Genomic DNA, 22372 nt, shown 5'->3' with positions numbered 1-22372 from the left:
AATGACCGACCAGACTACCCGCCTGCCGATCCGCCGCGCCTTGATCAGCGTTTCCGACAAGACCGGGATCCTTGAATTCGCCAAGGAGCTCGAAGCCCTGGGCGTCGAGATCCTCTCCACCGGCGGGACGTTCAAGCTGCTGCGCGACAACGGCGTTGCCGCAGTGGAAGTCGCGGATTACACCGGTTTCGCAGAAATGATGGACGGTCGGGTAAAAACCCTGCACCCGAAAATCCACGGCGGGATCCTCGGTCGTCGCGGTATCGACGACGCCATCATGAACGAGCACGGCATCAAGCCGATCGATCTGGTTGCGGTCAACCTGTACCCGTTCGAAGCCACCATCAACAAGCCAGGCTGCGACCTGCCGACCGCCATCGAAAACATCGACATCGGCGGCCCGACCATGGTCCGTTCGGCAGCCAAGAACCACAAAGATGTGGCCATCGTGGTGAATGCCAGTGATTACGCCAACGTCCTGGAAAGCCTCAAGGCCGGCGGCCTGACCTACGCTCAGCGTTTCGACCTGATGCTCAAGGCCTTCGAACACACTGCCGCCTATGACGGCATGATTGCCAATTACATGGGCACCGTGAACCAGGCGGCTGAAACCCTCTCGACCTCCGGCCGCAGCGAATTCCCGCGCACCTTCAACAGCCAGTTCATCAAGGCTCAGGAAATGCGCTACGGCGAGAACCCGCACCAGAGCGCGGCGTTCTACGTTGAAGCCAAGCCTGCCGAAGTCGGCATCGCCACCGCGACCCAACTGCAAGGCAAAGAGTTGTCGTTCAACAACGTGGCCGACACCGACGCTGCGCTGGAATGTGTGAAGAGCTTCGTCAAGCCAGCCTGCGTGATCGTCAAGCACGCCAACCCGTGCGGCGTGGCCGTGAGCCCGGACGCGGAAGGCGGCATTCGTCAGGCCTATGAACTGGCCTACGCCACCGACACCGAATCGGCGTTCGGCGGCATCATCGCGTTCAACCGCGAACTGGATGCTGAAACCGCCAAGGCCATCGTCGAGCGTCAGTTCGTCGAAGTGATCATCGCCCCGTCCGTCAGCGCAGAAGCCCGCGCGATCGTGGCTGCAAAAGCCAACGTACGCCTGCTGGCCTGCGGCGAGTGGTCGGCTGATCGCGCTCCGGCCTGGGACTACAAGCGCGTCAATGGCGGTTTGCTGGTACAGAGCCGCGACATTGGCATGATCGGCAGCGAAGACCTGAAAGTGGTAACCAAACGCGCGCCGACCGAACAGGAAATCAACGACCTGATCTTCGCCTGGAAAGTCGCCAAGTACGTGAAGTCCAACGCCATCGTCTACGCCAAGAACCGTCAGACCATTGGTGTCGGCGCCGGCCAGATGAGCCGCGTGAACTCCGCTCGTATCGCCGCGATCAAGGCTGAACACGCCGGTTTGCAGGTAGCAGGCTCGGTGATGGCCTCCGACGCCTTTTTCCCGTTCCGCGATGGTCTGGACAATGCGGCCAAGGTCGGTATCACTGCGGTGATCCAGCCAGGTGGCTCGATGCGTGATAACGAAGTGATTGCTGCAGCTGATGAAGCCGGCATCGCCATGGTCTTCACCGGCATGCGCCACTTCCGTCACTGATACGACGATCGAATGTGGGAGCGGGCTTGCTCGCGAAGACGGCGGCACATCCACCATAGATGTGACTGACAGACCGCTTTCGCGAGCAAGCCCGCTCCCACACAAAGCACCAACGGTGCTATCCAGAATTAGCGTCATCCGAGGTTTTTGAAATGAATGTTTTGATCATTGGCAGCGGTGGCCGTGAACACGCCCTGGCCTGGAAAGTGGCTCAGGATCCGCGCGTGCAGAAAGTTTTCGTTGCCCCGGGCAACGCCGGCACCGCCATTGAAGCCAAGTGCGAGAACGTCGCTATCGACGTGCTGGCTCTTGAGCAGTTGGCTGACTTTGCCGAGAAAAATGTTTCCCTGACCATCGTCGGCCCGGAAGTACCGCTGGTCGCCGGTGTCGTCGATCTGTTCCGCTCCCGTGGCCTGGATTGCTTTGGTCCGACCGCGGGCGCTGCTCAGCTGGAAGGTTCGAAAGCCTTTACCAAGGACTTCCTGGCTCGCCACAAGATCCCGACTGCCGACTACCAGAACTTCACCGAGATCGAGCCAGCCCTGGCTTATCTGCGTGAAAAAGGCGCACCGATCGTGATCAAGGCCGATGGCCTGGCCGCCGGTAAAGGCGTGATCGTGGCCATGACCCTGAGCGAAGCCGAAGACGCGGTGCGCGACATGCTCGCAGGCAACGCATTTGGCGATGCCGGTTCCCGCGTGGTGATCGAAGAGTTCCTGGACGGCGAAGAAGCCAGCTTCATTGTCATGGTCGACGGCAAGAACGTATTGCCAATGGCCACCAGCCAGGACCACAAACGCGTCGGCGACGGCGACACCGGCCCGAACACCGGAGGCATGGGCGCTTACTCCCCGGCACCGGTCGTCACGGCTGAAGTCCATCAGCGGGTCATGGACCTGGTGATCTGGCCGACCGTGCGTGGCATGGCCGAGGAAGGTAACGTCTACACCGGCTTCCTCTATGCCGGCCTGATGATCGACAAGGCGGGGAATCCAAAAGTTATCGAATTCAACTGCCGTTTCGGCGATCCTGAGACCCAACCGGTGATGCTGCGTTTGCAGTCGAGCCTGGTGTTGCTGGTCGAAGCAGCCCTGGCGCAAGCGCTGGACAAGGTCGAAGCACAATGGGATCCACGTCCGAGCGTTGGCATCGTATTGGCCGCTGGCGGTTACCCGGGTGACTACGCCAAAGGCGTTGCGATCAACGGCCTGGATGCAGCCGCGACACTGGAAGGCAAAGTCTTCCATGCCGGTACTGCGCTCAAGGACGGTCAGGTAGTGACCGCCGGTGGTCGGGTGCTGTGCGCAACCGCCATGGGCACCAGTGTCGATGCAGCCCAGCAGCAAGCTTACAAACTGGCAGCTAAAATCGACTGGGAAGGCTGCTTCTACCGCAAGGACATTGGCTACCGCGCCATTGCCCGCGAGCGTGGCGAAAATCAGGAATAAGCCATCCATTCGGCCAGGCAAGGGCTTGCGGCCCTTGCCTGACTATTCCGGCGCCGCGCATAGTTATACTTTGGCATTAACCTACGAAGGGATTTCGCCGTGCGCTGGCTCAGGATTGCCATAGGCTTCACCGTCACTCTGCTGACCTTGCTCTGCATGCTCCCGGCCCAAGCCGCGCAAGGCAGTGGCTGGGCGGTATTGCTCGACGAACAAGGCGACCTGCAGCTGAGCGACATCCGCTCCAGCCGCTACACCAATCAATTCAGCCCCATCGAACTCGAGCGCCTCACCGCGGCCGCGCCCGAGGGTGCGCTATGGCTGCGTTTCAGGCTCGCGCCCGGCAAGCATGAACAGTTGCTGCGAGTGTTTGCACCGGACCTGTCGCACCTCAATCTGTATGTGCTCGACGGCGACCAGTTGATCGATCAATTGAATACCGGTGGCGGGCAACTCCAGACTACGCGCCCCCTCCCCAGCAGCGACTTCATGTTGCCGCTGCCACAAAGCGACAAAACCCTCGACGTCTACTTGCGGTTGGTCTCCGAACACCAGTTGCGGCCTTATATCACCCTGCAATCGGCGGTCATGACCGCGGCCACTCAGAACCTGACGCTGATCTACGGCCTGCTCTTTGGCTGCCTCGGGATGCTGATCCTGCATAACCTGACCCGTTACATCTACACCCGCTCACGCAGCAGCCTCTGGCTGGCGGCGTGCGAAGGATTGTTGCTGCTCAGTCTGGTGTTGCTGCTGAACCTGGCCCGGCCATGGTTGCCGAACTGGTCCGCCGTGCAAACACCCGGTGCCTACCTCGCCTTGCTGATGACCGCGCCTTGCGGCCTGATGTTCGCCTACCGTTTCTTCGCCCCGCTCGGCCCACACCCGCTAAACAAGCTGCTGCTGGGGGATATCCTGTTCATCGTGGCCTGCGGCCTGCTGTTGTTGTTCGTCAACACGCTGCCGCTGAACCTCATCACCTACGCCCTGGTTGCCCTGGCCGGCCTGAGTATGTTGTTCGTCGGTGCCCATCACTGGCAAAAAGGTTATCGCCCGGCGCGCCTGTTCGTGGCGGCCATGGTGGTATTCAACCTCGGCACATTGATTATCCTGCCGGCACTGCAGGGGCTGACCCTTGTCGCTCCGCAAGGCCTGATCATTATTCTGCTGGTGTTTATCTGTATCAGTGGCCTGTTGATGAGTATTGCCTTGGGCGAGCGACAGCGCAGCATCACCGAAGACCGTTTCAGCGTCAGTCGCGATCTGGCCGCCAGCAACGCCGAGATCAACGCCAAAGCCGAATTTCTGGCGAAGATCAGCCATGAAATCCGCACCCCGATGAATGGCGTGCTGGGCATGACCGAACTTCTGCTGGGCACACCGCTGTCGGTCAAGCAGCGCGACTATGTGCAGACCATCCACAGCGCCGGCAACGAGTTGCTGACACTGATCAACGAAATTCTCGACATCTCCAAACTCGAGTCCGGACAGATCGAACTGGACGACGTGCAGTTCGACCTCAACGCCCTGATCGAAGACTGCCTGAGCATCTTCCGCGCCAAGGCTGAACAGCAGAACGTCGAGCTGATCAGCTTTATCCAGCCGCAAGTACCACGCGTCATCAGTGGTGATCCGACACGCCTGCGCCAGACCCTGCTGAGCCTGCTGGAAAACGCCCTGAAGAAAACCGACGAAGGCGAGATTCTGATCGTCGTCGCCCTGGATGAACGCAGCGCCAAACCGCGGCTGCGCATCGCCGTGCAGGACAGCGGCCAGCCCATGGAGGCGGAAGAACGCGACGCGTTGATGCATGCCGAACTGCACAGCAAGCATTTTCTCTCGGCTACCAGCCTGGGGGGCAATCTTGGGCTGGTCATCGCCCGTCAGCTGATCCGTTTGATGCAGGGTGAGTTCGGCATCAAGAGCGGAGCCAACCAGGGCAGCACATTGTGGCTGACCCTGCCACTGGACCCGGACCGTCTCGAACATCCGACGTCGGACCTGGACAGCCCGCTGCAAGGCGCACGCGTACTGGTCGTGGACGACAACGACACCTGTCGCAAGGTGCTGGTGCAGCAGTGCAGCGCCTGGGGCTTGAATGTCAGCGCCGTGCCATCCGGCAAGGAGGCCCTGGCGCTGCTGCGCACCAAGGCCCATCTGCGCGATTATTTCGACGTGGTCCTGCTGGACCAGAACATGCCCGGCATGACCGGCATGCAACTGGCCGCCAAGATCAAGGAAGACCCGAGCCTGAACCATGACATTCTGCTGATCATGCTCACCGGCATCAGCAATGCCCCGAGCAAGATCATCGCGCGCAATGCCGGGATCAAACGCATTCTCGCCAAACCGGTGGCCGGCTATACCCTCAAGACCACGCTGGCGGACGAGCTGAACCAGCGCAACAAAGGCCTTTCCGTTTCACAGCAGCTGCCCACCGGCCCGACCCTTCCGGTCAAGGTGCCCAGCGATTTCCGCATCCTGGTGGCCGAAGACAACAGCATCTCGACCAAGGTCATACGCGGCATGCTGGGCAAGCTCAACCTGCAACCGGACACCGCCAGCAATGGTGAAGAAGCCTTGCAGGCAATGAAAGCCCAGCGCTACGACCTGGTACTGATGGACTGTGAAATGCCCATTCTCGACGGTTTCTCCGCCACCCAGCAGCTACGTGCCTGGGAAGTCGGCAACCAGCGGATTCGCACCCCCGTGGTAGCGTTGACCGCACACATCCTCGCCGAGCACAAAGAGCGCGCGCGCCAGGCGGGCATGGACGGGCACATGGCCAAACCGGTCGAGCTGTCGCAGTTGCGCGACCTGATCGAGCATTGGGTTGCCCAGCGTGATCAGCAGAACCGTGCAGCGGTTCAGACCTCCTGAGCCGACAGCCCCCGCAGCGCCTGATAGACTCCCCCTCGACTTCCCTCGCCAGTGAGCTTGCACCATGCTCCACGTGTTGTTCAGCGTTTACCTGAAGATGCTGGTGCTCTACAGCCCGTTCTTCGTGTTGTCCTGTTTCATCAGCCTGACCCGCGGCTATTCGCGCAAGGAGCAACGACGCCTGGCCTGGAAAGTGGCAACTGCCACGCTGGTTTCGAGCGTCTTGCTGTACCTCTTCGGTCGGGTAATTTTCAATGTCTTCGGCATCACCGTGGACGCCTTCCGCATTGGCGCCGGTAGCGTGTTGTTCATCTCGGCGCTGGGCATGGCTCAAGGCAAATCGGCGGTGCAGACCGACAATGTGCAGCAGGACGTGACCATCGTCCCGCTGACCATTCCATTGACCGTCGGCCCCGGCACCATCGGTGCTCTGTTAGTGATGGGCGTCAGCCAGCCCCATTGGGATGACAAGCTGACGGCCATTCTCAGTATTGCCCTGGCCAGTTTCACGGTCGGCGTGGTGCTTTACTTGTCCAACCGGATAGAACGGATTCTCGGCGATCAGGGCTTGCAGATTGTCAGTCGGTTGATGGGGTTGTTCGTGTGCGCGCTGGCGGCGCAGATTATTTTTACCGGGGTGAAGGGCTATCTGGTGCCCTGAAGTCACTGACGAAAGTAAAAGGCCGCGAACAGAATCTTTCGCGGCCTTCTTTATCGGTGCGAGCTCAAGACTATCCCACCAGACTGCTTTCCCACTCAGTAGTCGATACCGTTAGAAGTTCACCCAGCGTTGCACTGTCATGCATGCTCTGCCGAGCGACCAGCCTCTGCACCAGTGTCGAAACGGCATAAGGTCGATGCCCTTCGAACCCGAGCAAAGCTTCGCCACGCAAGGTGACATCCGTCGCATACACTTCACGAAAAATCACACTGTGCCCGCTGTCCGGGTCAATGATCACCAGATGTTCCTGAACGATGCTTAGCAACAGCTTTTCAGGATTATCCAGATCCCAGATCAACTTGCCGGGAATCGTTTGCGCATTGCCCAGCGAATGCCGGCAGTCGAGGATGACCAACTCAAGCCGCAGCCAGGCAGCCTTCGACAAGCGGTAACTCACCGCACCTTGCCCCATCCGCAGAATCAAGGTCGTGACATCGTCCGGCATCAGCGGCAGAACATCGCCGACCTTCATCTGGCCTTCAATGACCAGTACCTCGGCATTAAGCCAGACATAACTGAGTGGCCCGGCATGCCCCATGCCCGGATAAGTCAGCAGCAGTCCATTCTTGTCTTCATGAAGCAATACGTTGGTTTGCTGTTGCGTTCCCAATAGCTCGAAGGATTCTGGAATCGCAGCCTTTGGCACACGAATCACACGTTCGGTATCGACTACGAACCATGTAAGACTGCCGACGTCTTCTACCAACAGCAGTGCCGCATGAGGTTGGCTGTCCGCCAATTCTTTGAGGTTTTCGTGCGCTCGCCCCTCCTGAGACATGACCCACTCATGGGTGACGCCGGTGATCAATGCCGGTTCTTGATAACGCAGCTCAAGTATCACGCCTTCAAGTGTGGTACCGCGCAGTCCGCCCCCCTCAACCGTCACCTCGGCAAACTGCCAGGGCGCCCATTCACGCTCGGCGGCGGGTAGCGCATCAGCACGCAGCAAACGCGAGCCTTCGCCAAATGCAGGTTCCAGCCGCTGCGGATCGATGAACGCCTGACGATAGACTTCGCCGCTCGAAACATCGAATAACCAGGCGGCTTCGCTATCAGGGGTAACGCTGAGCAGGCGCACTTCTTTGCCATGGCCCAGATCAGCCAGCAACAATCGATTGCCGACGTACCAGGCGCACAACTTCGCGTTATCGTTGAAGTTGCTCAGGCCGACCAGGGCAAAGCTCTCAGCCGCGTACTGCCGGGCAAGCGGTTCCAATGCGGACCACCAGTGCATCCGATTCTTTAACCACGACTCGCCAAGACCTCCCAGCGTCAGGTACCCCTGGGGAGTCAGATTGAAGAACAGGCCCTCCGACGTCAGCGCCAGGTACCCGCCTTGGACTGCCTCGACATTCTGCAGGTTCGCAGGCTGTCGCCATGTTTCGGACCACTGTCCTTTGCCCTCCACCAGGGTGCGTTGCTTACGGCACAGCTGCTGCCTGAGCCTGTCGTAGATGACAAACACATCGCTGCCGTCCGCTGGTGTGAGCAACGTCAAATCAGTCATGTTCTTGATCGAATCGGCCCAGCCGCGCCCGCGGTGGCGCCGTGGAGAGGGACGGATGATCAGATGGTCACTGTCGCGAACCCAGGCCATGTCCCGCGCGTTCGCCTCGAACTTCCAGCAGACTGAAACAAAGGGCGCCGGCTGCCAGTCGACGTTGGAAACGTCATCATCGTCAATAACAGGCCTAAGAACGTAATAGCTGCCAAGAACCTGCGACCAGTCAGCCAGTGTGTCGCTGGCACTGAAGACTGATTCCAGCCCCGGATCCATGTCGCGGGTGACCGAACTCAGCAGCAGTTGCCCGTCATGGATCACGTACACCAACACATCGCTGGTCTGATCTTCGCGAGCAATTTCCTGTACGACATGAATCACCCCCTGCGCGTCCGCCTCAATGCTCTTGATGGTGGCTCCCGTGTCTTTAGGCAGTATCCGATAACGATAACTGAGCAATCCGGTGACCGCGTCGACTTGCCAAATCACGAAACCCTGCGGTTCGTAGAAATAGCCGTAGCCGCCAGCCACCGCTCCTAGCAGCGCTTCATCAGCGGCGAGTACATCCTTGCTGCGGATGTACAGGAAGCGTTCCTCCTTCGCGTCGTACCAGGCGGTGGTGTGACGGGGCTCACTCGGTTTCTCGTACGGAATCAGATAGTGATGAACCGGCGTATACGGCATCACCAAACGATGCTCCTGAGCCAGTCCCTTGAGATGTTCCTGCAACGTCTGCCGATCCATGCCCGAAGGCACATCCTGCTCGACGAGGTTCATCTGCCGTTTTCCGCGATCAAGCTGGAACAGCTGATTGTTGGCGATCCGGATCAGGACGTCATGAAGTCCTCGGCCCTTGAACTCCACCTTGACGGTACCGATCTGCAGGCCCGCCGCTCCCTCCAGAACAACATCGCTCTCGTTGGCCCACGACGCCTCCAGCACCCATCGAGAAGTAGTAATGCTGGGTGACTCAAGTGTCAGACTCACCCCGGGATTGAGCACCAAGGCACATTGCTTGCCGGCGCCCTGAATCCGATAGGCGACTTTCCCGTGCCATGCCGGCGGTAGAACGGGTATCACCAGCGAGCGCTCGACGGCATCGAGCAGCACATCGATCACTGTCGGCGTATAGACCGGGAACAGGCGATAAAGAATGTACTCACTCGGAAACGAATAGAAGGAAAACAGGAACAGCCATCCGCCGTCCGTTTTCTTTTTCTCCAGGCGCCGGGCCGTGTCGAACCCGGGGTCATGGCGCAGCGTGGCGAAGGGCAGCGCCTTGTACTCGTAGCTGTAACAGGTTTGTGGTGTGCAGGGCAGCACGATGATCTGCCCGGTGGGCGGAGTGAATTTTATCTGGCTAGGCAGATCCAGTTCCCGACGAATGTTGATCGCCCGCTCGTAATCGCCGTCAAAGGTCGGTACCCCGAAATGGTCGCGCAGCGGGTACAGTTTTGGGCTGTCGAGCAGCAGTTTGCCGGCGGCCAGATCCAGCGCCTGGACGATCAGCGATGAGTGCGGTACCCACGCCGCTAAAGCGCCGTCGAATCGATAGCCTTGACGATGAGCCTTCTCGATTTCATCGAAAAACAGCCCGACCTGTTTGGCTTCTTCGGCAATGGTGGCGAAGCCCTTGACCACTGCCGCCAATCCCACTGCCAGCCCCCCCAGAATCACGGCTGCCCCGCCCAGAAACGCCCCGGCGATTGTGGCGCCGGCAGCGTAAGCGCCCACCGACAACACCAGACTCGCCGAGTCGAAAGCCAATTGCGTCCCGAACTGGGCTCGCTCGACATCATTTTCCGCAGTCGCCAATTGATAAATGTCGAACCCGACATTCGCCAGTTGCAACAGTCCGCCGGTCGCTTCGCCCACGCTCGGCCCCACAGCGGCTTTGACCACTGGGGCGACGGTACGGGCAATCAGTTTCTCTTCAGCCAGCGCCTGCCGGACCAGACCCACCAGGCCCGCTACATCGGCCACGTTGCCATGCACCAATTGCGCGTAATTGACATAGGCGTGCAACCGGACAGCCATTGTCAGGGATTTGTCCGGCCCTTCCTGTCCCCTCAGCGCATTCATCAGCGCTTGAATGGCGAAGCCGGCGTTCAGGGTGTGAACGCTACCCACATCAGTGGGATCGACCAGATCCCCCGGGACAGATGATTTGTTGGCCAAGGCTGAAAAACGTTCCGAGAGGTAGTTTTTAATACGCAAGAGCCGATGGTCGTCGGTGGTGATTCGTACCAGGTGTTCAGGGTTTTCAGGGTTGATCAGGCTCATCCGGTAGGCCCCGTCCGGCATGACCTCCAGGGTTTCGAACAACGGCACAAGCTGTGGTGCCAGCTGATTTTGCTGCCGGAGGCGGGATGTCACTTGCTCGATTTGTTGCCCCCACCAATGACCGTCCAGTTCCAGCAGACAACTGCCCAGACGAGAGTTACTCATCAATGATTGACCGCGGGCACTGGCCAGACGCGGCCTCACCGGGCGTCGCGACTCTCCCGGCAATGTGCCGGGTTGCAGTAGTTGCGAGACCCGAATTGCGCCAGGCAATGCCACCTCCGACACCCGCGCGCCTTCCAGCTCGATCAGATCGAAGGTCGGATGCGCCGTATCGCCATAGGCTGCGTAGGGTCCGGCCATCTTCTGTTCAAGGAAGAACTGCTCCAGTGCCAGTCTGAACGCGGCCGGTTGATCGAACTCTAAAACACCGAAATTCGGGTCGTAAAAGTGATAGGTGCTGTGTTCGCCCTCAATGGTTTTGGCCACGAGCATGGAGTGATTATCGGAGTTGAGCATCAACGTACTGGTGATTGTTCTGGTGCTCAGAATGTCGACGACCTGATTCAGATCCGAGCGCGCCAGCGCGCTGCCCACCTCGCTGATTTGCACGCCACGCAACGCTTCCAGACTGTGTAGAAAAATGGCTGAATCGCTTGTCTCAGGTTCGATAACCCCCAGATAGAATCGCTCGCGCAGCGTGTTGGTCGCAGCCTTCCCCTCCGACAATGCCGCTGCCATCACCAAGGCCAGTGGATAACAACGTCCACCCAACGCATCCCCTGTGCCATGAAGCATTAAATCTTGCGGTACAAGCTTGGTGGTGGCCGCTTCAATGCCGCCCATAACAACCCCGACGCGCTCGGCAACCTGATCACGGAATTCAAGTTTCGCCACCTGCTGGATTCTGGCGACGTGCTTGCCCCATTGACGCAAAGTCAGTGGTTGCTCCAGCGCATTTTTTTTCAACCCCAAGGCGGTTTCGGAATGGGCTGGCGGATGATCGGCAGGACTGGCAAGCCCGGCCAGAAACGCCGGAGCCTGGCGTTGGTACAGTGCGTGTTCGATCTTCGCGTAGCGACCCGCCGTCCCCAGTTCACTGAGGCTATTGGCGAGGTTCTCCAGCTGTGGGCGAGCCGCGTCGAAGCTCTGGTTATCCAATGCCTGCGCGCCAGTCAGGGCTGCAAGCAGCAGGCGCTGCAAGGGGCTCAACTGAGTCACGTGAACAGTCCCCTTGGCGATTCCGCTCAGGAGTTCATCAATCGACAACTTTTGCATCTCCGGATCGCCCAACGATGCAGGGGGTAGCGCATCGGCGCTTTGGGCGAGAATCGATTGGCGATCATCGAAGCTCAGCGGTACAGCCTTGTCGAAGGTCACCGCACCGTTATGGCTACGATTCATCATGCGCATGAACGGTTCACCCAACTCATCGGCCAGATGCTGCAACAGGTCGGCGGACAGTACATGACGCCCCTCGATCACCGGCCAGCCTGCATCGAAATCAATGCTCTGGCGCTTGAGCAGTTCTGCCATATTTCCTTTGTAACGGGCTTTCAATTCGCCGTCGGTCCAGCGCTTTTGTTCCGTTTCGAGCCAGGCCTCCATGTTCCCAGCGTTTTCTTTCCACGAGTGGTCCCTATCCTCCTCTGTAGCGCTGTTGAACCCGGTGCGCAACCGTACGGCATCCCGAAATGCATCAGCCCCCCACGGCGTCAAGTGCTTGCTTTCGAAGTCCAATAGACCGGCCCGCACAGCTCCCGGCCCCGTCAAGAATATCGAGCCCTGGGCTTGGGGGCGGATGCCATCACTGAAGTAATCGCTTATCCCCCTGCACAAGTCAGTGGCCTGAAAATCTTCGTCGCCAGCTTTTTGGTCGAAGATATCGAAATCCGTATTTAATACTTTCTCTGTCAATTCATAGATGCGATTGCTTTCGTAGTATTTGATTTTGTGCTTGTCGGCCTCGAGTTCAACCGCCAGCAGCACACGCTGGTGGATTTCGAAGCGCTCGATAATGGCTTCCAGCGCAGCTGACCCGGGATGACTAACAATCAGCGCATTGGATTCGCCGTTATCGATCATCGCCAACCGCAAACTATTGGGCCGAACAGAGCGATCCTTGAATGGAACAAACACCTGCTCCAACGTAGGCGAACTTTTGGCAAACCATTCCAAGGCCTCGCGGTGCGTCGCGGGGATTCGCTCGATATAGTCGGCATAGCGACTGCGCACGTTCTGACGGCCCGGCATCCAGTCAGCATTGTGGTCCATTAACAGCTGCAAAATACCGAGTCGTGCGTCGAACTCTAATTTGTTAACTTCAATACCCGCCATGTTCGAAGCAAGCGGCGGCAAAAAGTCTACGTCGTTGTAGATCCCTCCTTCGCCGTATTCCACCAGTACCCGCACAATATCCGAGGCCGCCGCGAGATTGCCGCGCAAAGACATTTCACGGTTATAGAAATCGCCCAATCGAGCGAATGCCTGGAGTTCATGAACATCGCGCAAGCGGATGTGCTCATCATTGAGACGGGCCATGACTTGAGCGTTTTTATCCCGCAGGGCTTGCAGAATTGTCTCGTCCTGACCATAGCCGCGAACCAGTAAGTCCATGCGCGCCTGATCAGCACTCAGACCGAGTTCGGTCGCCTGATTGATGTGCATATACATCTGGCGCTTCAACGCCGTGGCTCGCTCTTCGTAGAGATCGGCCAAATCATGACCGGAGGTAACCTTTTGCCCTTCTCTGGACAACACATCAGCCTTTGCCGCCTCGACAATGATTCGGTTGGTTTCGTGAACCAGCAACCCATCACTGTCATACCAGACGTTCAGCCCGTAGCCCTCCTTGGCCATCACCTGCTTCCAAATGTTGATGTAATCGCGCTGAATCTCCCCGACACCACCCCCAAGCCAGACAAAATGCAGATTTTTCGGCACGTCGGTGGCGGGTAACTTCAGTTGTTCGAGGCCGTTGTACAGACGTGTCTCGAACCCCTCCACTCTGTTGTAGATTTCCGCCAAATCAGGATTCCCCGCGACACCAGGACTCATGGGTGCTTCCGACTCTGCCGCACGACGGCGCCGGGTACCTCCTTCCAAGGCCCCCAACGCTTGCTTGAGCAGCCCTAACGGCTCCAACAACCGGGAAGAATCCGGCACATTGAAACAACCAAAGTAATATCGGAACACTGCATCATATTGATCGGTGCCCTTGTGCGATATTAAGGCTTGCTCAAGGTCCTCCCGATTAAACAGCCCCACAAAATCGACATAGCCATCCGCAATCGAGAACTTGGATTCACTCATAAACAACACTTCCATTTATCGTATATAAATAGTCGGGATCGACTCTAGACAATGATGATTCCACACGCGCACTCAGACACTCGTGCATTCCACCGATATGCAACAATACAAAAAGGCGCCGCCACTCTTGGATAAACGCCGACATCACTTAATATCGAGAGAACACCATAAACTCTCTAAAACCAACTAATACCAAAAACCCAAAACCAAACTAACCCACCACCCAAATATTGCTCAACCAACAACGAATTCAATTAATTACAAAGCAGACAGCACATTCACTGTTACAGACTTAACGCACACAGCCTCGTTTACTAATGACATACACATTAAAGCCCTGAAAAAGCTCACCATAAGCCGGACCTTGTAACATTCGTCTTAAGTTATGAGTTGTAACACCTGAAGAACACCGACATAAAAGTGAAACTTCCTACAACGCAGGATCAAAGTTCTTCCTGGACAGACAACCCCAATCCCACTCAAATGACCGAACAGGCTTACGCGCACAAATGCCGTAACAATCGGGGAAATAACGGGATTCAGGTGATGAAGGCGGCCCGAACGGGCCGCCAGGGTTCAGCAGAGGGGTTTGCTGCCATACCAGCGCGGTGTGTAGACCCAGTCGCCACCGTCGGCGCGGGGGAACACGCAGGTAGTGGACGAACCGATCAGCACCATGGTGCGCATGTCCACTTGCTCCGGCGTGAGCGCACCAAGTGTGGTGACCCGCAGCGTCTGGCCGGGCCGGCCGATATCACGGCCCAAAACCACTGGAGTTTCAGGCGTGCGATGCTGTGCGACGATTTCCAGAGCACGGCCCAACTGCCACGGCCGCGAGCGGGAAATCGGGTTGTAGAAAGCCAGCGCCAGATCGGCTTCGGCGGCCAGGTCCAGACGCTTCTCGATGATCGACCACGGCTTGAGGTTGTCCGACAGCGACATCACGCAGAAGTCATGCCCCAACGGCGCACCGGCCTGAGCGGCGGTCGCCAGAGAAGCGGAAACCCCCGGCAGAATCTCCAGGTCGACGCTGTGCCAGGCGGGCTCACTCGACTCGTGCAAGGCTTCCAGCACGGCAGCTGCCATAGCGAACACGCCGGGGTCACCGGACGAGACCACAATCACCGAACGCCCTTGGGCCGCCAGTTCGAAGGCGTGACGGGCACGCTGCATCTCCTCGCGGTTGTCGGTGCAATGCAACACTTGATCCGGTCGAAACGGGCCGGCCATGCGTACATAGGTTTCATAGCCAAGCACATCCGTGGCTTTGGCCAGTTCGGCCTTCACCGCAGGCACCCTCAATTCGGCAGCACCCGGGCCCAGGCCGATCACCGCCAGCCGACCGCGAGGGCGGCCGATCTGCGTAACGTCCAGGGGCTGTTCGGCGATTGCCAGCGCCAGGTTCGCGTCAATCGGGAGAATTGTCGCGTCGGGAACAGCCGTGCGAGCCAACTCGCCGGCATCGTTGGCGGGGGAGGCAAAACGCAGCGGCACCCCCAGTTCAAGCGCCGCTTCGCGCAACGCCGGGCTGGCCATCTCCGAGACCGGCGCCAGTAGGCACGCCAGCGATTGAACGGCGACTCGCGCCTGACGCAGCGCCGCGCGAATCGCCTGGGGCAAATCCGCCATCGTGGCGCTGACTGCCAACAACACACTGCGCGGGTAGATCAACAATTCATTGGCGGCCGGCGGCCGTTCGGCGCTGCCGACATGGATCGACAAATGCGCCTGAGGATCTTGCGGCAATTGTGCTTGCGCCAACCAGGGCGCAGCGCCTTCGATGCGCACGTGTTCACCGGCCAGCAAGTCCGAGACGAAGCGCTTGCCCAATTCCAGATCGCCCAAGGCATAGCCGCTGGGTGGATTGAGCAGGCACGTGCCGAAACGCAATTCACCGCTGGTGGTGATCGCCGCCGCGACGTCGAGGCCAGCGGCAATCTCGCGCGCCATGACATTCACCCCGCCGAGACCGCCGAGCAGCGGCACCACTGCGCTACCGTCTTCGGCCACGGCCAGCACCGGCGGCTCGGCACCTTTTTCCAGCAGCAACGGCGCCAGGGTGCGGATCACAATCCCGGCGGCGCACAGCGCGATGATCGGCGTGTCCTGTTGATAAAGTTCGCGCAGGGTCGCGCCGAACTCGTGATAAACACGGTCCGCGCCTTCGACCCGTTCGGCCAATCCATGGATCAATGCGCCCGGGTACACCTGCTGAATCTTGCGGGCGGTCGCGAGGCTGCCATTGCCGAGAATGACAATCGCCGGAGCGGAATGGGCCATCAGCCTTGCCACCTTTCACCGGGAACGATGATCAGCGAGAAGTACGGCGAGGACATCGGCTCGACCTGATCCAGCGGCACGATTTTCTGATTGGCCATGGTCGCGCGCTCAACGTACAGCGCACGCTCCGCCAGACCGAGTTCTTCGAGCACCTGACGAACCTTGGGAAAATTGCGCCCCAGTTTCATGATCACCGCGGCATCGGCATCGGCCAGTCGCCGCTTGAGGTCTTCGTGGGGCAGCACACCTGACAACACCGACAGGCTCTGATTGCGATACACCAGCGGTGCGCCGAGTACCGACGCACCGCCGAGCATCGAGCAGACGCCCGGCACGACTTCGGCTTCATAGCGTTCGGCCAGACGATCGTGCAGGTACATGTAAGAGCCGTAGAAGAACGGATCGCCTTCGCAGATCACCGCCACGTCACGGCCAGCGTCCAGATGCGCGGCGAGTGCTTCGCCGGCCGCATCGTAGAAATCGCTGATCACTTGTTCGTACGACAATGGCGCCGGCAGCGCTTCGGTGGTCACCGGGTAAACCAGCGGCAGCAGGGTTTGTGCGTCCTGCAGGTGTGCTTCGATGATGCCGAAGGCGTTGCCTTTCTTGCCTTTGGCGACGAAGTACGCCACCACCGGCGACTCGCGCAGCAGGCGCAAGGCTTTGACAGTAATCAGTTCCGGATCACCGGGGCCGACGCCCAAGCCAATCAAACGTCCAGGTTGCTGCATCATTCGATCTCCGTGGCGAGGGCGTTGACGGCGGCGGCGGCCATGGCACTACCGCCCAGCCGGCCTTGCATGATGACGAAAGGCACGCCACGGCTGTCCGCCGCGAGCATCGCCTTGGATTCGGCGGCGCCGACGAAACCCACCGGGAAGCCGAGGATCAGCGCCGGTTTCGGCGCGCCGGCGTCGAGCATTTCCAGCAGATAAAACAGCGCGGTCGGCGCATTGCCGATCACCACCACGCTGCCTTCCAGGTGCGGACGCCACAGCTCCAGCGCGGCAGCGGAACGGGTGTTGCCCAACTCGCGGGCAAGCTCCGGGACGCTGTCATCGCGCAGTGTGCAGATCACTGGGTTATTGGCCGGCAAACGCGCGCGGGTCACGCCTTCGCTGACCATCCGCGCGTCGCACAGAATCGGCGCACCAGCCGCCAACGCATCGCGCCCGGCCTTGCCGGCGCCTTCGGAAAATTGCAGCCCGTCGATGGACTCGACCATGCCGCAGGCGTGGATCACCCGCACCGCGAGTTTCTCCAGATCGGCCGGAATACGCGCAAGGTTGGCCTCGGCGCGAATGATCGCGAAGGAGTTGCGATAGATCTCCTGACCGTCGCGGATGTAATCAAGCATCAAGGGGGCTCCGTGAGCGGGCGTCGAGCAAGGCCGCGACCGCTTCAATAGTAAGGTTGCGTGCGTGCAGCGCGCCGAAACCCGGCTGAGCTGCGTCGCGAAAATAGAGGTCGTAGTGACCGGGTGAGACGGCCAGCAACGTCGCTGGCGTAATGTGTGCCGCCGCGCAGGAACGCGCGCAGCCAGACAGATGCACATCAAAGACTTGGCCGTGACGTTGCAACAACGTCGCCAGTTGCAGCGCATCGCCTTTGGTGTCGGACTGACCTTTGCCGCAACCCGCCGAACCGGTACAGGCAATCAGATGCGCCAAGGCATCGTCTGCCGAACAGCGCAGGCCCAAGTTTTCCAGGCTGTGGATAACTTCAGCGGCATCGCGTTCGTGGATATCGGGCAACAGCAGGCTTTGCCAAGGTGTGAAACGCAGGCTGCCGTCACCTCGTTCGCGGGCCAGTTGTGCGGCGCCCCGCAGCATGGCGGGATCGAGCCGGCCCAGAGGCGGCGTCGCGCCGACATAGACACGGCCGGTTTCACGCTGAGGATGAGCGCCTACATGCAGAACACTCGAGTGCAGAACGTTCGAGTTCGTAACGCGCGCCCCGCTCACGGTGGACAATAACGGCACACGTTCGGCCACTTGAGCGACAAACCCGGCCACCGGGTATTCGGCCAGCAGATGACGCATGCGCGTCTGGTCGGAACGCGCCAGATCGAGGAACAACTCAAGCACCGCGATCACCAGCGCATGGCCGTCCTCCAGTCGCACCGCGCCCGACGGAGTCTGCGTCGGGCAACCCGCCAGACCGAAGGCCAGCACGCACTCGCCCTCTTGCTCAACGGCGCTCAACCACAAGTCGTGAGGATGCTCGAGCATCGCCAGGCCTTCGCCGCCATCGAGTTGCACGGCAAACTTGGCGCTCAACTGGTGAAAACGCTCATGGTTTTGCAGGCTGGTGAGGATCTGTTCGGCCAGCGGGCGCGTATCGAGCAACATCTGCCGGTCGATCCCGGCGCTCGGGCTGAGCATCAGATTGCGCACATCGTCGCCTGCCGCGGTACGCGGGCCCAATCCTGCGGCGAGCAGGCTGTCGATCAAGGCCGTCTGCTCGCTGCCAATCCCGCGAATCTGCAGATTGGCGCGGTTGGTCGCCTCGATCACGCCCCCGGCAAACCGCTCGGCCGCGCTGGCCACCGCTTCAGCCTGGGCGGCGCTGATCCAGCCGCCGTTCAATTTGATCCGGCAGATGCCGCCGTCCAGCGCCGGGACAATACGCAGTAACCCCGGGCAGGCCGAGGGGCGTAAGGCGGTGGACATCGGGCGTTCGTTCAAAGGGGCGACCGGCTGTGTGGGAAAGGCGCTTCGCGGGCGAAGGCGCGGTATTATGCCTGCTTTGTCCGACGGCATGAAAAGCCTGCCCGTCGGAACAGTCCGTTTGTGGACTTTTTTTGAGGACGGCAGATGTCACCCTGGCTGACAGTAGTAGGTATCGGTGAAGACGGCTTCAAGGGCCTGGGCAAGAATGCCCGTCGCGCCCTGCTGGGCGCCTCGCGGATCTTCGGCGGCCAGCGGCAACTGGATTTGTTGCCGGTGTGCATTCGTGGCGAGCGGCAATTGTGGCCAAGTCCGTTTTCCCTTGAACCATTACTGGCACTGCGTGGCGAGCCGGTGTGTGTGTTGGCCAGCGGCGACCCGATGTTCTATGGCGTCGGTGCCAGCCTTTCGCGGCAACTGCCCGGTGCGGAAATGCTGATCCTGCCCGCCCCGTCTTCCGTGTCATTGGCGGCCGCTCGCCTGGGCTGGCCGTTGCAGGACGTGGTGACGCTTTCAGTAGTCGCCCGCCCCATCGCCGCGCTCAATGCCCATGTGTTCAGTGGTGTGCGCTTGCTGGTGTTGAGCAACGATCGCCAGAGTCCGGCGGCCATCGCGGCGTTGCTGCGCGAGCGCGGTTTTGGGCCAAGTCGCCTCACCGTGCTGGAACATTTGGGCAGCGAAGCCGAACGACGCATTGAGGGTATCGCCAATGACTGGAGCGAGCTGGTGATCGCCGATCTGAACCTGATCGCCATCGAATGCATCGCCGAACCGAACACGCCGCGCCTGTCCAGACTGGCCGGCCTGCCGGACTCAGCCTTCCAGCACGACGGCCAACTGACCAAGCGCGACGTGCGCGCCATCACCCTCGCCCGTCTCGCACCGACACCCGGCGAACTGCTGTGGGACGTCGGCGCCGGCAGCGGTTCGATCGGCATTGAATGGATGCGCGCTCATCCGAGTTGCCGGGCGCTGGCGATCGAAGCTGATGAGGGGCGACAGTTGTTGATTGAACACAACCGCGATGCCTTGGGCGTCCCCGGTCTGCAACTGATTCGCGGCAGAGCGCCGCAAGCCTTGGACGGGCTAGAACGCCCGGACGCGATTTTCATCGGTGGCGGTGTCACCCGCGAAGGCGTGCTCGACACATGCTGGGCGCAACTCAAACCCGGTGGCCGGTTGATTGCCAACGCCGTCACCCTGCAGAGCGAAGTGACCCTGATGGCCTGGCGCGAACGGCATGGAGGTGAACTGACCCGCATCCACGTCGCTCAGGCGCAACCCCTGGGCGAGTTCGACACCTGGCGGCAGGCGCTGCCGATTACCTTGCTGGACGTGACGAAACCCCTCGATGCGTGACGAAACCGCCGAACAACCCGCACCGCTGCGCAGCGGCCTGACCACCGGCAGCTGCGCCACCGCCACCAGCCTCGCGGCGGCACGCCTGCTGCTCAGTGGCGTGGAAGCAGACGCCGTCGAGATCATTTTGCCCAAAGGCAAACGGGTGCAGATGCGCCTGGAATTCTGTCGACTGATGGACAACGGCGCCGAAGCCGGAACGATCAAGGACGCCGGCGACGACCCGGACGTGACCCACGGTGCCCTGCTCTTTTCCCAGGTGCGCCTGCACAGCGAGCCGGGCATTCGCTTCAGCGCCGGCCGGGGCGTGGGCACCGTCACTCGGCCCGGGTTGGTGCTGAACGTCGGCGAACCGGCGATCAATCCGGTGCCGCGCAAAATGATCAGCGAGCACCTGACGCTGCTGGCCGAGGAGCTTGATTACCCGGGCGGCTTCGAGGTCACGGTAAACGTCGAGGACGGTGAAGCCCTGGCGCTGAAAACCATGAACCCGCGACTCGGGATTCTTGGCGGCTTGTCGATCCTTGGCACCAGCGGCATCGTCCGGCCATTCTCCTGCGCGGCGTACATCGCCTCGATCCACCAGGGCATCGACGTCGCCAAAACCAACGGATACCTACACATCGCCGCGTGCACCGGCAACGCCAGCGAAGACACCATGCGCCGAGTCTACGACTTGCCGGAAATCGCCCTGATCGAAATGGGCGACTTCGTCGGCGCGGTGCTCAAACATTTGCGCAAAGTGCCTGTGGATAAACTCAGCCTGTGCGGCGGCTTCGGCAAGATCAGCAAACTGGCGGCCGGGCATATGGATTTGCACAGTCGGCATTCAAGCATCGACCTGCCGCAATTGGCCGAATGGGCCGCGGCGGTCGGTGCCGATGCGGCGCTGCAACAGGCGATCCGCGAAGCCAATACCAGTCAGCAGGCATTGGCCATGGCCAGCGCTGCCGGGATCGCTCTCGGTGACGCAGTGTGTCAACACGCTCTGGACTTTGCCCGCAGCGTGGTGCCGGCGCAGGTTCAGGTCGAAGTATTCGCCATCGATCGCCAGGGCGGGATTGTCGGCCATGCAGGAGTATTTCAATGAAGCGCGTGTTGTTGCTCGGCGGCGTCACTGAGGCCCTGGCCATCGCCCGGACTCTGGGGCCGGAACACATCTATAGCCTCGCCGGTGTCGGTCGTGTGCCGACGGATCTGAACTGCCAGGTTCGGGTTGGCGGCTATGGCGGCGCTGAAGGTCTGGCGCAATTCATTCGGGATGAAGGCATTGATCTACTGCTGGATGCGACCCACCCCTACGCGGCCCAAATCAGCCAGAACGCCGCCACCGCCGCGAAGTTGAGCGGCATTGCGTGCTGGGCTTTGCGCCGTCCCACCTGGCAACCACAAGCCGGGGATGACTGGCGCGAAGTCAGCGACTGGGCCGAACTGATCGAAGCGCTCAAACCCTTCCGGCGACCGCTGTTCACACTCGGACGCGAACCGCTGCAGCACCTGCACGAAATCCCGCCAGAGCAATTCTGGACGTTGCGTGCACTGGACGTTTATCCCGGGAATGAGCGCTGCGAAGTGATCGGCGCGCGTGGGCCATTTCTGATCGAGGATGAACGCGAGCTGTTCGAGCGTCGGCAGATCGATGTGCTGATCAGCAAAAACAGCGGCAGCACCGCGACTGAACCGAAACTGGAAGTGGCGCGAGAGCGTGGAGTGCCGGTGCTGGTGTTGAAGCGGCCGGTGTTGCCGGGAGTTGAGCGGGAGTTTGGGGCGGTGGATGACGTCTTGGCGGCTTTGTCAGTGTCAGACATTTCCTGAGCCTGCACGACCTTGCGACTTTGCCGACAACTTTCCAGGAGAGGGCCGACTGTTCCCGGCAAGCGCTTCAACTCTATATTCGATTCCCCTGATCCTAGCTAGCAACACCACCCATACCACTCATGGGTAAGGCCTCCCATTGGGCCGAGAAAAGTGTGGCTTGCCAACTTGTATCCCAAGGAATACGATCCGACATGATCGACTTCGAACGATCTCGTGCGTTTGCCGATTGGCTCAACTCATTGAGAGACATCATCGGTAAAGCTCGCATTATCGCCAGGCTCCGAGCTGCCGAACACGGTAATTTTGGTGATTGCGAATCCGTAGGCGAGGCTGTTTATGAAATGCGTGTTCATTACGGCCCCGGCTACAGGATGTATTTCACTCGTCGAGTGGGCAGTGGTCTATCTGCTGCTGGTGGGCGGTGACAAGTCGACTCAAAAACGAGATATCAAACGCGCTCTCCAAATGGCGCAAAACATCGGTAATGAGGAGTAA

12 protein-coding genes and 1 pseudogene are annotated in these 22372 nt (G+C 60.0%); 8 read left to right on the top strand and 5 right to left on the bottom strand.

Annotated elements, in window-relative coordinates:
- Position 1: 1 nt before the first annotated feature.
- From purH to KVG95_RS08685, 4 genes are all read left to right on the top strand, one after another.
- Positions 2-1609 (top strand): bifunctional phosphoribosylaminoimidazolecarboxamide formyltransferase/IMP cyclohydrolase, encoded by a 1608-nt coding sequence (gene purH, locus KVG95_RS08700; RefSeq protein ID WP_217855705.1) that lies wholly within the window; start codon positions 2-4, stop codon positions 1607-1609.
- Positions 1610-1761: 152 nt separating this feature from the next.
- A complete protein-coding gene (purD, locus tag KVG95_RS08695; RefSeq protein WP_038978776.1) occupies positions 1762-3057 on the top strand; it encodes a phosphoribosylamine--glycine ligase in 1296 nt (431 codons plus the stop codon).
- Positions 3058-3156: 99 nt separating this feature from the next.
- A complete protein-coding gene (locus tag KVG95_RS08690) occupies positions 3157-5934 on the top strand; it encodes a hybrid sensor histidine kinase/response regulator (protein WP_217855702.1) in 2778 nt (925 codons plus the stop codon).
- Positions 5935-5998: 64 nt separating this feature from the next.
- On the top strand, positions 5999-6595 hold the full coding sequence (locus KVG95_RS08685; protein ID WP_017336334.1) for a MarC family protein: 597 nt from the start codon (positions 5999-6001) through the stop codon (positions 6593-6595).
- Positions 6596-6665: 70 nt separating this feature from the next.
- On the opposite strand, the gene KVG95_RS08680 is transcribed toward KVG95_RS08685, so the two are convergent.
- The 5 genes from KVG95_RS08680 to cobG all read right to left on the bottom strand — a co-directional run bounded on the left by KVG95_RS08680 (position 6666) and on the right by cobG (position 18703).
- Positions 6666-13751, bottom strand: a complete 7086-nt coding sequence (locus KVG95_RS08680) for a TcdA/TcdB pore-forming domain-containing protein (protein ID WP_217855701.1) — start codon at positions 13749-13751, stop codon at positions 6666-6668.
- 576 nt (positions 13752-14327) lie between these two features.
- Entirely contained in the window at positions 14328-16031 is a 1704-nt protein-coding gene (gene cobJ, locus KVG95_RS08675; protein ID WP_217855699.1) for a precorrin-3B C(17)-methyltransferase, read from the bottom strand.
- The gene (locus tag KVG95_RS08670; protein ID WP_052965857.1) at positions 16031-16762 is read right to left on the bottom strand and encodes a precorrin-2 C(20)-methyltransferase; all 732 of its coding nucleotides are present in this window, start codon (positions 16760-16762) and stop codon (positions 16031-16033) included. The genes cobJ and KVG95_RS08670 overlap by 1 nt, the downstream gene beginning before the upstream one ends.
- Positions 16762-17388 (bottom strand): precorrin-8X methylmutase, encoded by a 627-nt coding sequence (locus KVG95_RS08665; protein WP_217855697.1) that lies wholly within the window; start codon positions 17386-17388, stop codon positions 16762-16764. The genes KVG95_RS08670 and KVG95_RS08665 overlap by 1 nt, the downstream gene beginning before the upstream one ends.
- Positions 17381-18703: a precorrin-3B synthase gene (gene cobG, locus KVG95_RS08660; RefSeq protein ID WP_302470495.1), complete on the bottom strand. Its 1323-nt coding sequence runs from the start codon at positions 18701-18703 to the stop codon at positions 17381-17383. The genes KVG95_RS08665 and cobG overlap by 8 nt, the downstream gene beginning before the upstream one ends.
- A gap of 144 nt (positions 18704-18847) precedes the next feature.
- On the opposite strand from cobG, the gene cbiE reads away from it, so the two are divergent.
- The 4 genes and pseudogenes from cbiE (at position 18848) to KVG95_RS08640 (ending at position 22372) form a co-directional block, all read left to right on the top strand.
- On the top strand, positions 18848-20059 hold the full coding sequence (cbiE, locus tag KVG95_RS08655) for a precorrin-6y C5,15-methyltransferase (decarboxylating) subunit CbiE (RefSeq protein WP_217855693.1): 1212 nt from the start codon (positions 18848-18850) through the stop codon (positions 20057-20059).
- On the top strand, positions 20052-21149 hold the full coding sequence (locus tag KVG95_RS08650) for a cobalt-precorrin-5B (C(1))-methyltransferase (RefSeq protein WP_217855691.1): 1098 nt from the start codon (positions 20052-20054) through the stop codon (positions 21147-21149). Before cbiE ends, KVG95_RS08650 begins: the two co-directional genes overlap by 8 nt.
- Positions 21146-21874 carry a cobalt-precorrin-6A reductase gene (locus tag KVG95_RS08645; RefSeq protein ID WP_217855689.1) on the top strand — a complete coding sequence of 243 codons (729 nt, stop codon included), beginning with the start codon at positions 21146-21148 and terminating at the stop codon, positions 21872-21874. The genes KVG95_RS08650 and KVG95_RS08645 overlap by 4 nt, the downstream gene beginning before the upstream one ends.
- 194 nt (positions 21875-22068) lie before the next feature.
- A pseudogene (locus KVG95_RS08640) lies at positions 22069-22372 on the top strand (type II toxin-antitoxin system RelE/ParE family toxin).

This window comes from Pseudomonas farris (assembly GCF_019145235.1).
Classification (GTDB): Bacteria; Pseudomonadota; Gammaproteobacteria; order Pseudomonadales; family Pseudomonadaceae; genus Aquipseudomonas; species Aquipseudomonas farris.
This window is presented reverse-complemented; position numbering and strand designations above follow the sequence as displayed.